Genomic DNA, 17,191 nt, shown 5'->3' with positions numbered 1-17,191 from the left:
AGGCGGGCGATGAGCCCCACGAAGTCGGTCCACGGGGACCTCTGGGTGCGCCGGTTCGGCCGGGCCGCCCTGGCGCCCTTCCGTTCGGTGTCGGAGGTCGCCGACGCCATCGAGGTGCGCGGACGGCTCCAGCGCGCCAGCGCCACCGGCCGCCGGATCGTCGTGGACGATCTCGGCACCGGAGCGGACACCGCGGTCGTGACCGCCCTGGTCGCCCGGGCCCTGGCCCACCACCGCCACGACCGGGTGCTGGCCGTGGACGCCACCGACCGGCTCCCGACCCTCGGTGCCCGGCTGGGCGCCCGGACCGAGCACGCCCTGGGAGAAGGGGTGGAGACGGGCAGTTTCGAGCTCGCCGAGAAGAGCCTCGGCGCGGCGGCCACCGGACTGTGGACGGTCCGGGCCGCGCAGGACGACGGGGGCGTCCACGCCTCCGGACTGCTGCCGATCTCCCGGTTCTTCGGGGTGACGCTCGTGGCCGGCGGCTCCGGCGGGACCTTCGTGGACGCCGTCGCGGAAACGGCGCACTCCCGGATCAGAGTCGTGCGTGCGACCCGGGAGGCCGCCCTCGAAGTGGGCCGCAGGATCGACGAGCTCCTCCGGTACGGCCGCCGGGATGAAGTGGAGCGCAGCGTGGTCGTCGTCTTCGACCAGGAAAAACGGGAGGACCCGGGTTTCGACGCCGCGCGCGTCACCCGGATCATCGCCGAGAGCGGAGCCAAGGTCGTGCTCATGCCGCATGATCGGCATCTGGCCCAGGGGCTGGCTGTGGACACACGCCGAATCGCGGACGTCACCCACCGGGCAGCGCTCCGCATCGCCGCCGAGGCGGTCAACAGCGCGGTGGACGTTCGGCCCCGGCCAGAGGGAACGGAAGGGAGAGGTGAGTGGGTGTGAACCAGCACGATCCGAAGCGACCGGCCGACCCGAAGGACGCTCCGTCCCGGCCAGGGGCGGAACAGCCCCAGGAGCCTCCCCGAGCGGCCCCGCCGCAGCCCCCCGGCCCGAACCACGGACAGCCGCACACCCCCGCCGTCCCGTACCGGACGAGGCCGGGGGAAGCGGTCCCGGGCACCTTTTCGGGGCCTCAGCGCCCTCCGGGGCCTCCGGGCCCGCCGGTCCCGGGCCCCCAGCACCGACCGGGACCCCCTCCGCCGCCCCCGGGTGCGCCCTCGGGCCCCCAACGCCCCCCGGTGCCTCCGCGAGTCCGAGCGTGGGACTCGATCACCGAGGCCTTCCTCTCCGGCACCACGATTCCTCCGCCCGCCCCTCCCGGGCCTCCTGCGGCCTCCCCTCCCCAGGGACTGCCGCCCCAGGGGCCGCCGCCCGGAGGAGCCCCGGGTCCGGGGCCACGGAACTCACCGCCGCCCCCGGGGCCCCAGCCCGGCCCCGTCGTCCCCACGCCGCCGCACGGTGTGGTGCCGCCCCCGCCGTCGGCCCGACCCCCGGGGGCTCCCGCCCCCGTGCCCGGACCGGTCAGGTCCGGGCCGCCGAGCAGGCCCGAAGAACCTCTTGCGGCTCCGCCTCGGAGGGAGGCCGGTCCACAGCCGGTGGAGCGGGCCCCGGTCGAGCCGGTTCAGCCGGTCCAGCCCGTGGAGCAGGCTCCCGCTGAGCCGGTCCAGCCGGTCCAGCCGGTCCAGCCGGTCCAGCCGGTCCAGCCGGTCCAGCCGGTGGAGCGGGTTCCGGCCGAGCCGGTCCTGCCGGTTGAGCAGGCTCCCGCTGAGCCCGCTGAGCCTGCTGAGCCCGCCGAGCGGGTTCCCGTTACGGGCACGGAGCCCTGGAGCGCTGCGGCACCCGCCCGGCCCCTGCCGGTTCCGGGTGGTTTCGAGGAGCGCATCGCCGGCGTGCGGGCGGTACCCGCCTCCCTGCTGGGAAGGGCTGTCTTTCGGGCCAGCTTCGGTCTGCTCAAGGTCGGATGACCTCTCACCCGGGGCCCGGTCATCCGCTGAGATGACGGAAGGCGCGCCCACCTCCCCTGTGTGAGCGCGCCTCCGGGCGCCGCCGTCGCGCGGCGCCTTCGTCCCGTCCGACGGTCCCGCGGGCCGCCCTCTCGTGGGGGCCAGAGGGCCCGGGGACCCCGTCGGACGGTGCCGACCGCTTCGCGCTCGTCCCCTCAGCTTCGCGCGGCGGTCGGCGTTGCCGTCCGAACCGGGCCCTCCCCCCTCAAGGAGGGCCGCACGGTCCGGAACGGCGTCGGTGGGTCATCGGCCCCGTCGCGGCCTCCCCAGGCCGTCGAGCAGGGAAGCGGCCTCCCGGTGGGTTCCGGGCATCGGGACCGACCACACTGCGGCCCCGTGGTCCCAGCAGATCCCCTCGCGCAGCTCGTCCAGCTCCGCCGTCAACGCGGGGCCGTCCCGGGCGACCACGGCGATCCGGCCGCGACTGACCAGGCACACCGACTCGCCGCGGGTGAAGAAGCGGCGCAGTTCGTGTCCGAGGACGATCATCCGGGCGGTCCGTCGCCAGGGGTCGAGCGAGGGGTCCAGCGCGACCACGACGAGCTGGTGCCCGAAAGCGGCGGGGACGGTCTCGTTCGCGCCCCGGTAGAGCTCACCGACCCGGGTGCGCAGGTACTCCTCGCTGGCCAGGCCGGTCAGCGGGTCCTGGCAGGTGTTCCGTCCGCGTCCGCCCTCCACCCAGCCCTCGGCCAGGGCGAGGACGAGGTGGAACGGGACGAGGTCCCAGCCCGCGACCCGGGCGAAGGCGTCGAGGTCGGCCAGGGCCCGGCCGATGCCGACCCCGGAGCGGGCCCGGGCCTCCCCGAGCCGGGTGCAGGCACCGGTCAGGTCGCCCCCGCACGCGTGGGCCTCACAGACGGCGTCCACCGAGGGCGTCCACCAGTCCTCGGCGGGGTTCCACCCCTCCTCCCTGCTCCGGCGCCCCCACGGCGCACGCAGTTCCCGGGCACGGCGAACCACACGGCCCCGCGCCCCGGCACCCACATCGATCTCGCCCATGGCACTGCTCCCGGTCGTCGTTCGGCCAGGTGAACGGAGGTGGGTCCGCGCCCCCGCGGTGGGCCCCCTCCGCTCTCCCTCACTCCAATCACGGAGATCGGTGGCGGCTATGACGCGGATACGGGATATTTTTTGAGCACGTGATTCTTCGACACCGAACCCGCCCCCTGCGCCTCCGGCTGGCTCGCGGCGGGGGAGCTGACCACGAAAGGGCGCTGGGTGACCGACGCCGAAGGCGATCACACAGAGACACTCCTCGGTGACGCCGAAATCATCGAACGGGTGAAGTCCGGTGACAACGTCGCCTACGGAACCCTCTACGAACGCCATGCCGGGGCCGCCCGCGGTCTGGCGCGTCAGCTGCTGCGCGGTGAGGCCGAGGTCGAGGACGCGGTCGCCGAGGCGTTCACCAAGGTGCTCAGCGTCATCCAACGCGGCGGCGGACCCAGCGACGCCTTCCGCCCCTACCTGCTCACAGCGGTCCGCAACGCCGCCTACGACCGGGGCAGAGGGGAGAAGCGCCAGGTCGTCACCGACGACATGGAGAGTTACGACTCCGGCGAACCCTTCGTCGACCCGGCCCTGGAGGGCCTGGAACGATCACTGATCGCCCGCGCCTTCCTCTCCCTGCCCGAACGCTGGCAGTCCGTGCTCTGGCACACGGAGATCGAGGGGGTCAAGCCCGCGGAGGCGGCGACCATCCTCGGGATGAACGCCAACGGTGTGGCCGCCCTGGCCTACCGGGCGCGTGAGGGGCTGCGCCAGGCCTACCTCCAGATGCACCTGGCGGGCGGGGGAGCGGCGGAGGCCTGCCGTCCCACGCTCGGGCTGCTCGGCGCCTACGTGCGCGGCGGCCTGTCCAAACGCGACACCACCAAGGTCGACCGGCACCTGGACGACTGCGCGGACTGCCGCGAGGTGTACGCGGAGCTGATGGACGTCAACGTCGGTCTGCGCGGGATCGTCCTCCCCCTGGTGGTCGGTTTCGGTGCCACGGGCTACCTCACCGCGACGCCGGGAGGGATCGCGGCCGGTGCCTGGTGGAACCGGATGTCCCGGGGCCAGCAGCAGGCCACGGCCGGAGCGACGGCGTCGGCCTGTGTGGCCGTCGCGGTGGCGCTCGCCCTGGTCGGCGGGGAGGGCGCGCCCCCGGCGGACCCTCCGCCCGCCGCGGCCCCCCAGTCGGAGCAGCGGCCCGGCGGGGAACCGGCCCCCGCCGACCCCCCGGCGGCCCCGCCCGCCCAGGCTCCGCCCGCCCCGGACGCCCCGGCACCGGAACCGGTGCCCGCGATTCCGGCTGACGTCCCCCCGGCCCCGGCACCCGCCCCGGAGGATCCCGAGACCCCGGAGGTACCCGGCCCCCCTGAGCCCCCGGAGGAGCCCGAGGCGCCCCGACCCCTGTTCGCGGCGGGTATCGACCCGGTCGGCGCGCTGGTGCCGGGGGAGGAAGGGATCATGGTCCTGGACGTGCTCAACACGGGGGCGTCCACCGTGGAGGACGTGGTCGCCGCCATCACCCTGCCGCCCGGGGTGGAGATGATCTCCTCCGGCGGCGCGGGGAGCGCCGTCCCGATGGCGGTCGGCCACGGCGACTGGGGCTGTGCGGCCGGGAGCGGCGGCGGCGAGTGCGTGCGCCCCGGGATGGACGAGGGGGAGAGCAGTACCCAGTTCCTCGACGTCCGGGTGGCGCCCGACGCCGACGTCGACGTGCCCGCCAGCGTGGTGATCTCCTCGGACGGGGTGAGTTTCCGGGCCACCGGCGAGCGGGGCGTGACCCCGGACGGAACCACGGCGCGCTACGCCACCGCGGGCCAGGTGCGTACGGAGACCGTCGGCAACGCCCTGTTGACCTGTACCGAACCGGAACCGCCGCAGGGCGGGTGGCCCTGGCCGTGGTGGGGGTGGCCGGGGCTGCCGGAGAGCCCACCGGACGAACGCCCCGCCGTCCCGCCCGGGCCCCAGGAGGGGCCCGCGACGCCCGGTGCGCAGGAGCAGGAGGACGCCGACCTGCGCAGGGCTCCGGCCGACCCGGAGAGTCCTGGGCCCGGTGTGAATGATGGGCTCGGTGATGTTCTCGGGGGCGGTGGGATTCTCGACGGCTCCGAGGACGAATCCGGTAACGATGTGCCCGAGGCGGAACAGGGCACGGACGGTGTCGGACAGGAGGAGGCCGCCGACGAGGAGGGCGCCCAGGACGGGGCCGGGAGTACGGGCCCGCCCGTACCCGAGGCCCCGGCCGAACCCTCGCCCGCCCCCGGGTACGACGAGGAGGAGGGCTCGGAGGAGGCGCCCGGAGAGTGCGCGCGGGCGCGCGAGCGGTCGGGCGATCGGCTCGACAACGACAACTGGGTGATGGCCCCGCTGGACCGGGACCAGAACCCCACGACCACCTCCTCCAGCTCCGCCACCTGGGAACTCCCCGAGGGCGGCTCGGTGCGCTGGGCGGGCCTGTACTTCTCCGCGGCGGGGGAGCCGGGCTCGCCGACCGCCCGGGTGAAGGGGCCGGGCATGGCCGACTACACGACGGTCGCCTCCTCCGACACCCGCGCCGCCGAGCTGCCCGGATACCCGGCCTACCAGGCGTTCGCCAACGTCACCGAGCTGGTCCGGGAGAACGGCGGCGGTGAGTGGTGGGTCGGCGACATCCCGGCCCGGGAGGGCCGGGGCGTCCACGCGGGCTGGAGCCTGGTGGTGGTGCTGGAGGACCCGGCGGTGGAGGGCGCCCACCAGGCGATGGTCCTGGACGAGACCACCGCGGTCTTCCAGGACCGGGCCGGTGCGGGGTTCCCGGTGTCGGGTCTGCTGCCGGAGTCGGTCCCGGCGCGGTTCGACGTGGTGGCCTGGGAGGGTGACGCCGACCTGGGCGGCGACCGGGTGACGGTGGGCGGGACCCCGCTCGCGCCGACCGGGGGGCACGGCGGTGCGGACAACGCCTTCACGAGCTCCGCGAGGGGGGCGGTCGGGGACCCGATGGTGTTCGGGGTCGACGTGGTCCGATTCGACGCAGTACTCGGGCGCGAAACGGATATCCGAATCTCCTCCGGACAGGATGCCGTTGTGGTGGGCGTCGTCGCCCTCACCGCCCCGATGCGCGTCTGAGAGCCAGCTGCCGCTAGGCGGTTTCCGGTCCTCAGAGGGTGGTCGGTAGGCCGGTCTCCACCCCGGAGGTCCGTTTGTGCGTAGCAAGACCGTAACTGTCAGTGTTCATAGTGGGCACGCAAACCGATACAGACTTGGCTAGGCTGTGCCCCGGTCATGGACATGGCCCAGAGATCGACAGGGAAGGGGGCGGTGTCACGTGGACCGTTGCGCGTTGTTCGTCGACGCGGGATACCTTCTCGCCGACGGTGCGATGGCCGTGCACGGAACCCGTAACCGGGACTCCGTCGCCTGGGACTATTCCGGTCTCGTCCAGTTCCTCAACGAGGTGGCGCGGGACCGGACGGGGCTGCCGCTGCTGCGCTGCTACTGGTACGAGGCGGTCGCCGACGACCGGAGAGGCCAGGAGCAGGACGGGATCGCGGACATCCCCGGGGTCAAGTTCCGTGCTGCCCGGATACGGCCGGGCCGCAGGGAGGGCGTGGAGAGCTACGTCCAGCGCGACCTCACCACCCTGGCCCGCACCGGTGTCCTGTGCGACGCGGTCCTGGTCAGCGGGGACGAGGACATGGCCCCGGTGGTCGCCGACGTCCAGGACATGGGTGTACGGGTCACCGTCGTGCACATCTCGGTCGAGGGCAACTGGACCATCTCCCGCGCGCTGCGCCGGGAGTGCGACGACCTCATCGAGATCGGTGCGGGGCACCTGCGTCCGCACGTCAGCCTGCTCTCCGGCGGGGGGTCCACCCAGGAGAACGCCGCGAAGACGACCACGCCCTTCGCCAACGGCCGTGCCCGGTCCGCACCCGAGGCGCCGCGCCAGCCCGGACCGCGCCAGCCCGCGGCGACCGCTGACACCGGCATGGGCGAACCGGCCGACACCTCCACCGGCGGGCTCGAGGCGATGTTCGCGGGCACCGGCGGCCAGTCCGTCCCCCAGGGCAGCGCGATGGACCAGTTGCGGGCGATGCGCCGGTCGATAGCGCAACAGCGCGGTGTCGACCACCTGGCCGGGCCGGGCACGGAGAACTCCTCCCCGGCCCCCGGCGGGATCGACGCGAACGGCTTCCCCTCGGGCGGCCAGGCCCCGTCCAACGGCAACGGTGCCTACCCCGGCGCCGCCGGAGGGCACCCGGCCCAGAACGGGCACGGAGCCAACGGCCAGGGCGGGTACGCGCCTCCGGGAACCGGTGGACACCAGGCCATGGGCGGTGCCGAACAGGGGGGCTACGGGCTCCCCAACAGACCGGCGCAGGGCCAGGGTCAGCCGATGGCCGGCCCCCAGCCGCCCTTCGACGGCACCGGCCCGCAGCAGTCCTTCCACGGGACCGGACCCCAGCAGTCCTTCCACGGAACGGGCCCGCAGCAGTCCTTCCACGGGACCGGGCCGCAGAGGGCCTTCGACAGCGGAACGGGTCCACAGGTCTCCTTCGCACCCCAGCAGAGGCCACCGCAGAGAAAGACCCCGCCACCCCAACAGGACCTGAGGTTCGGACCCGGTGAGGATCCAGGCTTCGGAGGTGGGGCAGAAGCAAACCCTACCTATGGGACCAGTACGGAAACTGACGCCGCACGCCGCGGTCACGCCGGGCCCCGCTTCGGGGAACGGCAACCTACTGGTCCCGAGTTCGACAGCCGGTTCAGCGCCGGTGGTTACCAGGAATCCGGTCACAGTCCTGGATATGCCCAGCAGACTGGCTCCGCCGCACATACCGTTGATGACGCGGTGCGTGTCGCGCACAAGGAAGGGAACGACTTCGCGGAGTCGATCGCACGTGAGGCACCCGCCCTGTGGGTCGAGGCCGTACTGGCCCGGAGGCCCCGGATGCCCTCCGACCTGGAGGCGCGCCTGCTCCAGGGCTCCTCGCTCCCGATTGACCACCTGTTGCGCGACGAGGTCCGTGACGGACTGCGCCACGGGTTCTGGCAGGCGTTGGAGCGTGCCAGGGCCTGACGGGTGTGGGGGGAGCGAGTAGGGGATGGGGGCGATGCGGTTGACCCAGGTGACGACGGCAGAACTCGATCGGTTGGAATTCCACGCCGTCCGATCCGGTGAGCACGGCAGGATCGCCGCCCAGTTGTTGGATCTGGCCAACCGGGTCGACGCCGGAAGCGAGGTCACCCGCGCGGAGCTGTTCGTGCGCGCGGGTGAGCAGTGGGAGATCGCCCAGGAGTTCGAGCGGGCCTGCGCCGCCTACCAGCGGGCCATGGACGACGGCGGCCCCACCGTGGTCGACGCGCGCGCCCTGAGCGCCGGGGCCCTGCTCCAGTTGGACGAGCGCGAACGGGCCTACGACCACCTCAAGCGTTTGGAGAGCGGCCCCCGGGCCGGGCTGGCGACCCACATCCACGTCGCCGAGGTCCTCTACGCCCACGACGACCTGGAGGAGGCCGAACGCTGGGCGACCGAGGGCGCCCGCCGGTTCGCGGGCGGGGCGCTGCCCGCCTACGTCCGCGACCTGTTCGTGGAGCTCCTGAGGATCCGTTTCCGGATCCGGACCGATCTGGGCCTGTCCGAGGACGACCTGGACCGCCGTCTCGACGAGGAGTGAGCTTTCTGACGCGCCCCGGTGATCCTGGGCCGGGGGCCGTCGTCCGGTTCCGGACACGTGACGGCAGCCCCATCGCACCGTACCGACCTGGTACGCCGGGTTCCGTCGACGCGGCCCCCCGTGCACGGGTCCCTTCCCGGCGCTCCTGCGCCGTTCTGTGGCCGATCTCCGGGAGCGGCTCGGACACGTCCGCCCCGGCGACGTTCTAGGCTGTGTCCGACCCTCTCCGAAAGCCTGCGAACCCGGCGGGGCGTGCACCGGAATCGGGTGTTCGCGAGGCACTCATACCACGCTCCATGCGTGTGTTCGACGGGTGTCGAAGAATCTGAGAAATCCGCAACACGCCATTATCTTGCGGTGTTCCAAGGCGGGAGCCCCTAGATGTAGTATCGGGACCCGTTGGTGGTTCACCGGGGTTCCCGCCCTGGTGAAGCAGGCGGGAACGACGACCGCCACCCGGACCGGGGTCCGACCGGCCCCGGACGTCGGTGGACGAGTAGGTCACCCGCGGGCCCCAGGCCCTGCCACCAGCTACCCAGACGAGGGGGCGTCGAGGGGAGTCGCCGCGACCCACCGGTCACAGGATCCTCCGCATCCAGTGCGGCGGTCCACCGGTGCGAGCCGCGCGCCTGCCGCTCGTGAACCCCCGTTCCCCGCCGGGACTCTTGTTTACCGAGGTTGGAGCCGCTGTATGACCCTTGACGTCGAGGCCGTGCCCGCATCCGTTCGGCCCGAGCCGACCGACGGTGGTGGCGCCCGCGCCGCCATCGACCGGATCGAGCACGTCGTAACCGAGGCCTGTGCGCGGCTCACCGGTGTTTCGGCGGAGAAGGTCCTCACCGAGGCGCGTCGCGGCTTCTACCCCGGCATCCCCGACTCCGAGGTCGAGCTGGCCCTGGTCATGGCCGCCCGCAGCTTCGTGGAGGTCGACCCGAACTACTCGTACGTGGCCGCGCGCCTGCTGCTGGACAAGCTCCGCACCGAGGCCCTGAGCTTCGTCGGAGGCGCCCCCGAGACCGCCAGCCAGTCCGAGATGTCCGAGCGCTACGCCACCTACCTGGCCGCCTACGTCGGCCGCGGCATCGACCTGGGACAGCTCGACCCGGCGCTGGCCAAGTTCGACATGGAGCGCCTGGGCAGGGCCCTGCACGCCGAGCGCGACGAGCAGTTCACCTTCCTCGGTATCCAGACCCTCTACGACCGCTACTTCCTGCACAGCGACGAGGTCCGCTACGAGCTCCCGCAGGCGTTCTTCATGCGCGTGGCGATGGGCCTGGCGCTCAACGAGGACGACCGCGAGGCCCGCGCGATCGAGTTCTACGAGCTGCTGAGCTCGTTCGACTTCATGGCCTCCACACCCACCCTGTTCAACTCGGGCACGGTGCGGGCGCAGCTCTCGTCCTGCTTCCTGACCACGGTCGGCGACGACCTGCACGACATCTTCCACGGCATCAGCAACAACGCCATGCTGTCCAAGTACTCGGGCGGCCTCGGCAACGACTGGACCCCGGTCCGCGGCCTGGGCTCGCACATCAAGGGCACCAACGGCAAGAGCCAGGGCGTCGTCCCGTTCCTGAAGATCGCCAACGACACCGCCGTGGCGGTCAACCAGGGCGGCAAGCGCAAGGGCGCGGTCTGCGCCTACCTGGAGACCTGGCACATCGACATCGAGGAGTTCCTCGACCTCCGCAAGAACACCGGTGACGAGCGCCGCCGCACGCACGACATGAACACCGCGAACTGGGTTCCGGACCTGTTCATGAAGCGTGTGGAGGAGCAGGGCACCTGGACCCTGTTCTCCCCGGACGAGGTCCCCGACCTGCACGACAAGTACGGCAGGGACTTCGTCGAGGCGTACGAGAAGTACGAGGCCGACGCCGAGGCCGGGCTGATCAAGGTCTCCAAGAAGCTGCCCGCCGTGGACCTGTGGCGCCGCATGCTCACCATGCTGTTCGAGACCGGCCACCCGTGGATCACCTTCAAGGACCCGTCGAACCTGCGCTCGCCGCAGCAGCACACCGGCGTGGTGCACTCGTCGAACCTGTGCACCGAGATCACGCTGAACACCAGCAAGGACGAGGTCGCGGTCTGCAACCTCGGCTCGGTCAACCTGGCCCAGCACGTGGGCCCGGACGGCATCGACGTCGAGCGCCTGCGCCGCACCGTCCGCACCGCCGTGCGCATGCTCGACAACGTCATCGACGTGAACTTCTACACGATCCCCGAGTCGCACCGCGCGAACATGCGCCACCGCCCGGTGGGCCTGGGCCTGATGGGTTTCCAGGACGCGCTGTTCAAGATCCGCACACCGTTCGCCTCCGAGGGCGCGGTGACCTTCGCGGACGAGAGCATGGAGCTGATCAGCTACTACGCCATCGAGGCGTCCATGGAGCTGGCCGGCGAGCGCGGCGCCTACGAGAGCTTCGACGGTTCGCTGTGGAGCAGGGGCGTCCTGCCGATCGACTCCCTGCGCCTGCTCGCCGACTCCCGCGGCGGCGACCTGGACATGGACCGCGGTGAGACCCTGGACTGGGACTCCCTGCGCGAGCGGGTCAAGTCCACCGGGATGCGCAACTCCAACGTCATGGCGATCGCGCCGACCGCGACCATCGCCAACATCACCGGCGTCAGCCAGTCGATCGAGCCGGTCTACCGGAACCTGTTCGTGAAGTCGAACATGTCCGGCGACTTCACCGTGGTCAACGACTACCTGGTCCGCGACCTCAAGGAGCGCGGTCTCTGGGACGACGAGATGGTGTCCGCGCTGAAGATGCACGACGGCAGCCTCGGCGCCGTCGACCGCGTGCCGGACGACCTGAAGGCCCTGTACGCCACCGCCTTCGAGGTCGACCCCGACTGGCTGGTGGACGCCGGTTCGCGCCGCCAGAAGTGGATCGACCAGGCCCAGTCGCTGAACCTGTACATGGGCGCTCCCAGCGGCAGGAAGCTGGACGCCCTGTACCGCCGCGCCTGGCGCTCCGGTCTCAAGACCACGTACTACCTGCGTTCGCAGAGCGCCACCCACGTGGAGAAGAGCACCCTGAAGGGCACGGACGGCCGCCTCAACGCGGTGTCGGCCACCCCGGCCGCCGCCGCGGTGCCCGCCTCCCCGGCGCCGAGCCCGTCCCCCTCCCCGGCTCCGAGCCCGGCCCCCGCGGCCGGGCCCGAGGCGAACGAGGACGAGTTCGAGATCGTCGACGGCCAGGCGTGCGGCATCGAGGACCCCGAGTGCGAGGCCTGCCAGTAACGGGCCCGGCCGGGCGCCCGCCGAGCGCGGCGGGCGCCCTCCCCCGACGGCACAGCCCCTCCCCGAGACGACACCGGCACGACCGGAGAACGGAAAAGTACCGAGCATGACCGCGGTTTCCGAGAACAGCGCCGCCGCCACCAGCGGCCTGGGCGAGATCGAGCGCGACGCCGAGCGCGTGAACGTCGACGACAAGTCGATGATCAACGCCCGCGCCGACGTCAACCAGCTGCTGCCCCTCAAGTACACCTGGGCGTGGGACAAGTACCTGGCCGGGTGCAACAACCACTGGATGCCCACCGAGGTCGCGATGCAGGCCGACATCGCGCTGTGGAAGTCCAAGGACGGGCTGAGCGAGGACGAGCGCCTCATGCTCAAGCGCAACCTCGGTTTCTTCGCGACCGCCGAGTCGCTGGTGGCGAACAACATCGTCCTGGCCGTGTACCGCCAACTGACCAACCCGGAGTGCCGCCAGTACCTGCTGCGCCAGGCCTTCGAGGAGGCCGTGCACACGCACACCTTCCAGTACATCTGCGAGAGCCTGGGCCTGGACGAGGGCGAGCTCTTCAACATGTACCGCGAGGTCCCCTCGATCACCGCGAAGGACGCCTGGGCGCTCAAGTACACCCAGAACCTGGAGGACCCGGAGTTCCGCACCGGTACGCCCGAGGCCGACCAGGCCTTCCTGCGTGACCTGGTCGCGTTCTACGTGATCTTCGAGGGCATGTGGTTCTACACGGGCTTCGCGCAGATCCTGTCGCTGGGCCGCCGCAACAAGATGGTCGGTATCGCCGAGCAGTACCAGTACATCCTGCGCGACGAGTCGATCCACCTGAACTTCGGCATCGACGTGATCAACCAGATCAAGATCGAGAACCCGCACCTGTGGAGCGAGGAGTTCCAGGCCGAGGTCCGGCAGATGCTCACCGAGGCCTGCGAGCTGGAGGTGGCCTACGGCCGCGAGACCATGCCGCGCGGCGTGCTGGGGCTCAACTCCGAGCTGTGCGAGAAGTACATGCACTTCATCACCGACCGCCGCGCCGAGCAGATCGGTCTGGCCCCGATCTTCGGTGAGACGGAGAACCCGTTCCCGTGGATGTCGGAGATGATGGACCTCCAGAAGGAGAAGAACTTCTTCGAGACCCGAGTGATCGAGTACCAGACGGGTGGCGGCCTGGACTGGGACTAGGTCCTCTCCGGGGAGAGCGCTGGTTCTCCCCTGAACGGCCCGGGGCGGGCGCGCGCCCCGGGCCGTTCGCGTGTCCGGGGCCGTTCGCGTGTCCGGGGCCGGGTGGTGGGTGTGCCGTCCGTGAGCAGGGCGCGGACGTCGGTTGCGCGGTGTCCGCCCGGGGCGCAGCGGCCCATTCTTCCCGGTGATCTTGCTACCAGGGGCAACTTCGGCGCCGAAGTTGCCCCTGGTAGCAAGATCACCGCGGTTTGGATGGTTTCGGAAGCAGCGGGCACTCTTCCGGGACCTGTCGGGACGGGGCCGGGTCAGTCCGCCTGCGGGGCCGCCGGGACCGGGTCCGGGGTGTAGTTCCGGGTCATCATCGAGTTGCACTTGGTGCACAGGTGTCGGGCCGAACCGGGTGACGAGGGCTGCCAGTCGTGTTCCCCGCGAGGACAGATCCCGGACGGTCCTATGCTGCGGGCGCGGATGGCGGCGGGCTGTGCGTCCATGCCGTAACGGTAGCCCCCCTCGCCCTCGCCCACCACCTTCTCCCGCCATCTTCGGCGGGCCGGATCCCCGGCCGAACACGCGCCCCAGCCGCCACGGAACCCGAACAGTCAGGGGTCCGATTACCGGATGTCGTGTATGTCCGATCAGACAAACGGGCGTTCCCGACGATGGCCAAGCGGACAATAATGCCTGGTCAACAACTCGGTGAGGTCTCGAACAGGTGTTGTTCCACACACGGGGCATTGTGATCCGGGCTACGAGGGGTGATGATCACGGACAAAGTTCGTCAAGCGCGCGTGAGCACAGTTGCCGCGCCCCAAAGGAAAGGAGGAGACGGGTGAACGACTCCACGCTCGCGTCAGTCGCGACCTTCGGCGTGTACCTCGCCGTCATGGTGGCCATCGGACTCTGGGTCTACCGGAGGACCGTCTCGCAGTCCGACTTCGTGCTCGGTGGGCGGCAGCTCAACAGCTGGGTCGCCGGCCTGAGCGCCAACGCCAGCGACTTCAGCGGCTGGCTGCTGCTGGGGCTCCCCGGAGCCATCTACGTCTCCGGTCTCGGAGAGGCCTGGATCGCCGTCGGTCTGGCAGCGGGATTCGCGGGCAGTTGGATCCTCATCGCCCCGCGCCTGCGGGTCTACACCGAGCGGGTCAGCGACTCCCGTTTCGGTGGTGAGTCCGACTCGCTGACGCTCTCCTCCTTCCTGGAGAACCGCTTCAACGACCGCTCACGCGCCCTGCGCGCCGTCTCGGCCGTGCTCATCATCGTCTTCTACTTCTTCTACGTCGCCTCCGGCCTCGTCGCGATGGCCGCCCTCTTCGACCAGGTCTTCGGTCTGTCCCCGGCCCCGGCCATCGTCATCGGCGTCAGCATCGTCGTGCTCTACACGGTGCTCGGCGGGTTCCTCGCGGTCTCCTACACCGACGTGATCCAGGCCGTCATGATGTGGGCCGCCCTGCTGGTCGTCCCGGTGATGGCCCTCACCGCCATCGGCGGGTTCTCCGGTCTCGCCGACGGGGTCGCGGGCAGGGGCGACGACCTGCTGTCCGCGGTGGGCGGCACCGCCCTGGACACCGACACCGGCGCCTGGGTCTCCACCGAGACCCTCGGCTGGGTCGTCATCGTCTCCGGTCTGGCCTGGGGCTTCGGCTACTTCGGCCAGCCGCACATCCTGGCCCGCTTCATGGGCATCCGCTCGGTCAGGGACATCCCCAAGGCCGGTTTCGTCAGCGTGGCCTGGGCGGTCTCCGCGATGGCCCTGGCCGTCGTGGTCGGCTTCATCGGCATCGCCTACTTCGACACCCCGCTCGACACTCCCGAGCAGGTCTTCCCGCGCCTGATCGAGGCGCTGACGCACCCGCTGGTCGCCGGCCTCCTGCTGGCCGCCATCCTCGCCGCCGTGATGAGCACCGCAGACTCCCAGCTCCTGGTGGCCGCCTCGACGCTCACCGAGGACGGCTACAAGGCCTTCGTGAACGAGAACGCCTCCCCCAGGTCGCTGCTGTGGATCAGCCGCGGCACCGTGGTCGCCGTCGCGGCGGTCGCCGCCGGTGTGGCCCTGTGGGGCAACCAGTCCGTCATGGACCTGGTCGGCTACGCCTGGGCGGGCTTCGGCGCCGGGTTCGGCCCGGTCCTGCTGCTGGCCCTGTTCTGGAAGCGCATGACCTGGGTCGGTGCGCTCGCGGGCATGGTCGTCGGCGGCGCGACCGCCATCATCTGGGACATCGTCGACGGCGCCTACCTCGAAACCGGCCTGTACGCCATGGTGCCCGCCGTCATCCTGAGCTTCGTCGCCATCTTCGCCCTCAACGGCCTCGGCCGGGTCAGCGCGCAGATGGAGGAGGACTTCGACAAGGTCGTCCGCGAGATCGGGGAGGGCCGCGCCCCGGCGGCCGAACCGACCGCCTGACCCCGGCTTCCTCCGGCCCGGGTCCCGCGCCCCGCGGGGATGGCGGCCCCGGGCCCGTAACGAACGGCTTCCGGCCCCGTGTCGCATGCGGCACGGGGCCGCTGGCGCTCTGGCGCCCCCCGCCCGGGAACGGTAGAACGGTGACATGTCGTCACTGACGGAACACCCGGCAGCCTGGACCCGCACCGACGTCCCCGAGGGTCTGGGGCTCGGCACGCTCCTGCCCGAACCGGACGGCCACCGGTTGGAGGCGGGGGAGACCGTGGTGGAGGGGGAGGAGCGCTTCTTCACCCGCTTCACCGTCCGCACGGACCTGGCCTGGACGACCCGTGAGGTCCGGGCCGAGGTGCTGTCCGCCTCCGGCCCGGAGTCGGTCACCCTCCGGGCCCAGGACGGCCACTGGACCGACGCCGACGGCCGCCCCCTCGCCGAGCTGGTGGGATGCCTGGACGTCGACGTCGCCGCCACCCCCCTGACGAACACGCTCCCCATCCGCCGCCTCGGGCTGCGCCCCGGCGAGCACCGGGACATCGCGGTGGTGTGGATCGACATCCCCTCCCTGCGGGTCCGCCGCGTCCGCCAGCGCTACACCCGGTATCCGGCCGAGGACGGCCTGGAGCGGTACACCTACCGGGACCCCCTCCACGGCGAGTACCGGCTGTCCGTGGACGGCAACGGCCTGGTGGTGGACTACGAGCGGTTCGCCCGCCGCCTGCGCTCCGACGCCTGAGCCGTTCGGGGGCCGAACACCCGGGCGACCCCCGCCCCGGGTGCTGAAGCGCCCCCCGGTACGGGTGATAATCGGGGAACGCATGCACCACACGCAGGGAGCGCACGTGACCGAGACCGAGCTGAGCCAGGAGCGTCGCGAGATCATCCGCGACCTCGAGGTTCCCGAGAGCTTCGACGCCGACGCCGAGATCGGGCGCCGCGCGGCCTTCCTCGCCGAGAGGCTCACCACGACCGGCGCCCGCGCCCTGGTCCTGGGGATCAGCGGCGGGGTGGACTCGCTCACGGCCGGACGCCTGTGCCGCCTGGCCGTCGACCGGGCCCGGGAGGCCGGGCACACGGCCGAGTACGTGGCGATGCGCCTGCCCTACGGCGCCCAGAAGGACGAGGAGGACGCCGCCCGGGCGGTCGAGTTCACCTCCCCCGACCGCTGCCTGACCGTGGACGTGCGGGCGGCCACCGACGCCATGGCGGCCTCGCTCACCGAGTCGGGCATGGTCTACGCCGACGCCGCCGCGGAGGACTTCGTGGTCGGCAACATCAAGGCCCGGCAGCGGATGATCGCCCAGTACGCGGTCTCGGGCGGGCTGCGCGGCCTCGTGGTCGGCACCGACCACGCCGCCGAGGCGGTCACCGGCTTCTTCACCAAGTACGGTGACGGAGGGGCGGACCTGGTCCCCCTGACCGGTCTGACCAAGCGCCGGGTGCGCGCGGTCGCCGCCCGGTTGGGCGCCCCGGACGACCTGGTGCGCAAGGTACCCACGGCCGACCTGGAGACGCTCACCCCGCAGAAGCCCGACGAGGAGGCGCTGGGCCTCACCTACGATCAGATCGACGACTTCCTCGAAGGCCTCCCGGTCTCCGACCAGGTGGCACGCACCCTCGTCGACCGCTACCGCCTGACCGCCCACAAGCGGGCCCTGCCCACGGCGCCCTGAGCGTGCCCTGACCGCGTCCGGGCCCGAACGGCCCCCTCCCGCCGGTGCCGCCGGAGCGCCGGTAGTGCTGGCACCACCT

At 71.7% G+C, this 17,191-nt stretch carries 12 protein-coding genes; 10 read left to right on the top strand and 2 right to left on the bottom strand.

Annotated features, from left to right (window positions below):
- Positions 1-9 precede the first annotated feature (9 nt).
- Complete coding sequence (locus tag IE195_RS02980) at positions 10-897, top strand: ATPase (RefSeq protein WP_191267795.1); 888 nt, start codon at positions 10-12, stop codon at positions 895-897.
- 695 nt (positions 898-1,592) lie between these two features.
- A complete protein-coding gene (locus tag IE195_RS02975) occupies positions 1,593-1,919 on the top strand; it encodes a hypothetical protein (protein ID WP_191267794.1) in 327 nt (108 codons plus the stop codon).
- Between the two features lie 282 nt (positions 1,920-2,201).
- On the opposite strand, the gene IE195_RS02970 is transcribed toward IE195_RS02975, so the two are convergent.
- Complete coding sequence (locus IE195_RS02970; RefSeq protein ID WP_191267793.1) at positions 2,202-2,957, bottom strand: hypothetical protein; 756 nt, start codon at positions 2,955-2,957, stop codon at positions 2,202-2,204.
- A 219-nt stretch (positions 2,958-3,176) separates the two neighbouring features.
- Between IE195_RS02970 and IE195_RS02965 the strand changes: the two genes are divergently transcribed.
- The 5 genes from IE195_RS02965 to IE195_RS02945 all read left to right on the top strand — a co-directional run bounded on the left by IE195_RS02965 (position 3,177) and on the right by IE195_RS02945 (position 13,044).
- Entirely contained in the window at positions 3,177-6,056 is a 2,880-nt protein-coding gene (locus IE195_RS02965; RefSeq protein WP_191267792.1) for a sigma-70 family RNA polymerase sigma factor, read from the top strand.
- 199 nt (positions 6,057-6,255) lie between these two features.
- On the top strand, positions 6,256-8,010 hold the full coding sequence (locus IE195_RS02960; RefSeq protein WP_191267791.1) for an NYN domain-containing protein: 1,755 nt from the start codon (positions 6,256-6,258) through the stop codon (positions 8,008-8,010).
- A 25-nt stretch (positions 8,011-8,035) separates the two neighbouring features.
- Positions 8,036-8,608, top strand: a complete 573-nt coding sequence (locus IE195_RS02955) for a hypothetical protein (RefSeq protein ID WP_191267790.1) — start codon at positions 8,036-8,038, stop codon at positions 8,606-8,608.
- A 691-nt stretch (positions 8,609-9,299) separates the two neighbouring features.
- Positions 9,300-11,855: a ribonucleoside-diphosphate reductase subunit alpha gene (locus tag IE195_RS02950; RefSeq protein ID WP_191267789.1), complete on the top strand. Its 2,556-nt coding sequence runs from the start codon at positions 9,300-9,302 to the stop codon at positions 11,853-11,855.
- A gap of 106 nt (positions 11,856-11,961) precedes the next feature.
- Positions 11,962-13,044, top strand: a complete 1,083-nt coding sequence (locus IE195_RS02945; RefSeq protein WP_191267788.1) for a ribonucleotide-diphosphate reductase subunit beta — start codon at positions 11,962-11,964, stop codon at positions 13,042-13,044.
- Between the two features lie 305 nt (positions 13,045-13,349).
- On the opposite strand, the gene IE195_RS02940 is transcribed toward IE195_RS02945, so the two are convergent.
- Complete coding sequence (locus IE195_RS02940; RefSeq protein WP_191267787.1) at positions 13,350-13,535, bottom strand: hypothetical protein; 186 nt, start codon at positions 13,533-13,535, stop codon at positions 13,350-13,352.
- Positions 13,536-13,873: 338 nt separating this feature from the next.
- On the opposite strand from IE195_RS02940, the gene putP reads away from it, so the two are divergent.
- The 3 genes from putP (at position 13,874) to nadE (ending at position 17,112) form a co-directional block, all read left to right on the top strand.
- Entirely contained in the window at positions 13,874-15,445 is a 1,572-nt protein-coding gene (putP, locus tag IE195_RS02935; protein WP_191267786.1) for a sodium/proline symporter PutP, read from the top strand.
- Between the two features lie 145 nt (positions 15,446-15,590).
- Positions 15,591-16,175, top strand: a complete 585-nt coding sequence (locus IE195_RS02930) for a putative glycolipid-binding domain-containing protein (RefSeq protein WP_191267785.1) — start codon at positions 15,591-15,593, stop codon at positions 16,173-16,175.
- 106 nt (positions 16,176-16,281) lie between these two features.
- A complete protein-coding gene (gene nadE, locus IE195_RS02925; RefSeq protein WP_229826059.1) occupies positions 16,282-17,112 on the top strand; it encodes an NAD(+) synthase in 831 nt (276 codons plus the stop codon).
- The last annotated feature ends 79 nt before the right edge of the window (positions 17,113-17,191 follow it).

Origin of the sequence: Nocardiopsis terrae (assembly GCF_014651695.1) — a bacterium.
GTDB classification, from domain to species: domain Bacteria; phylum Actinomycetota; class Actinomycetes; order Streptosporangiales; family Streptosporangiaceae; genus Nocardiopsis; species Nocardiopsis terrae.
Note: the sequence above shows the minus strand (reverse complement) of the source record. Positions and strands in the feature narration are given on the sequence as shown.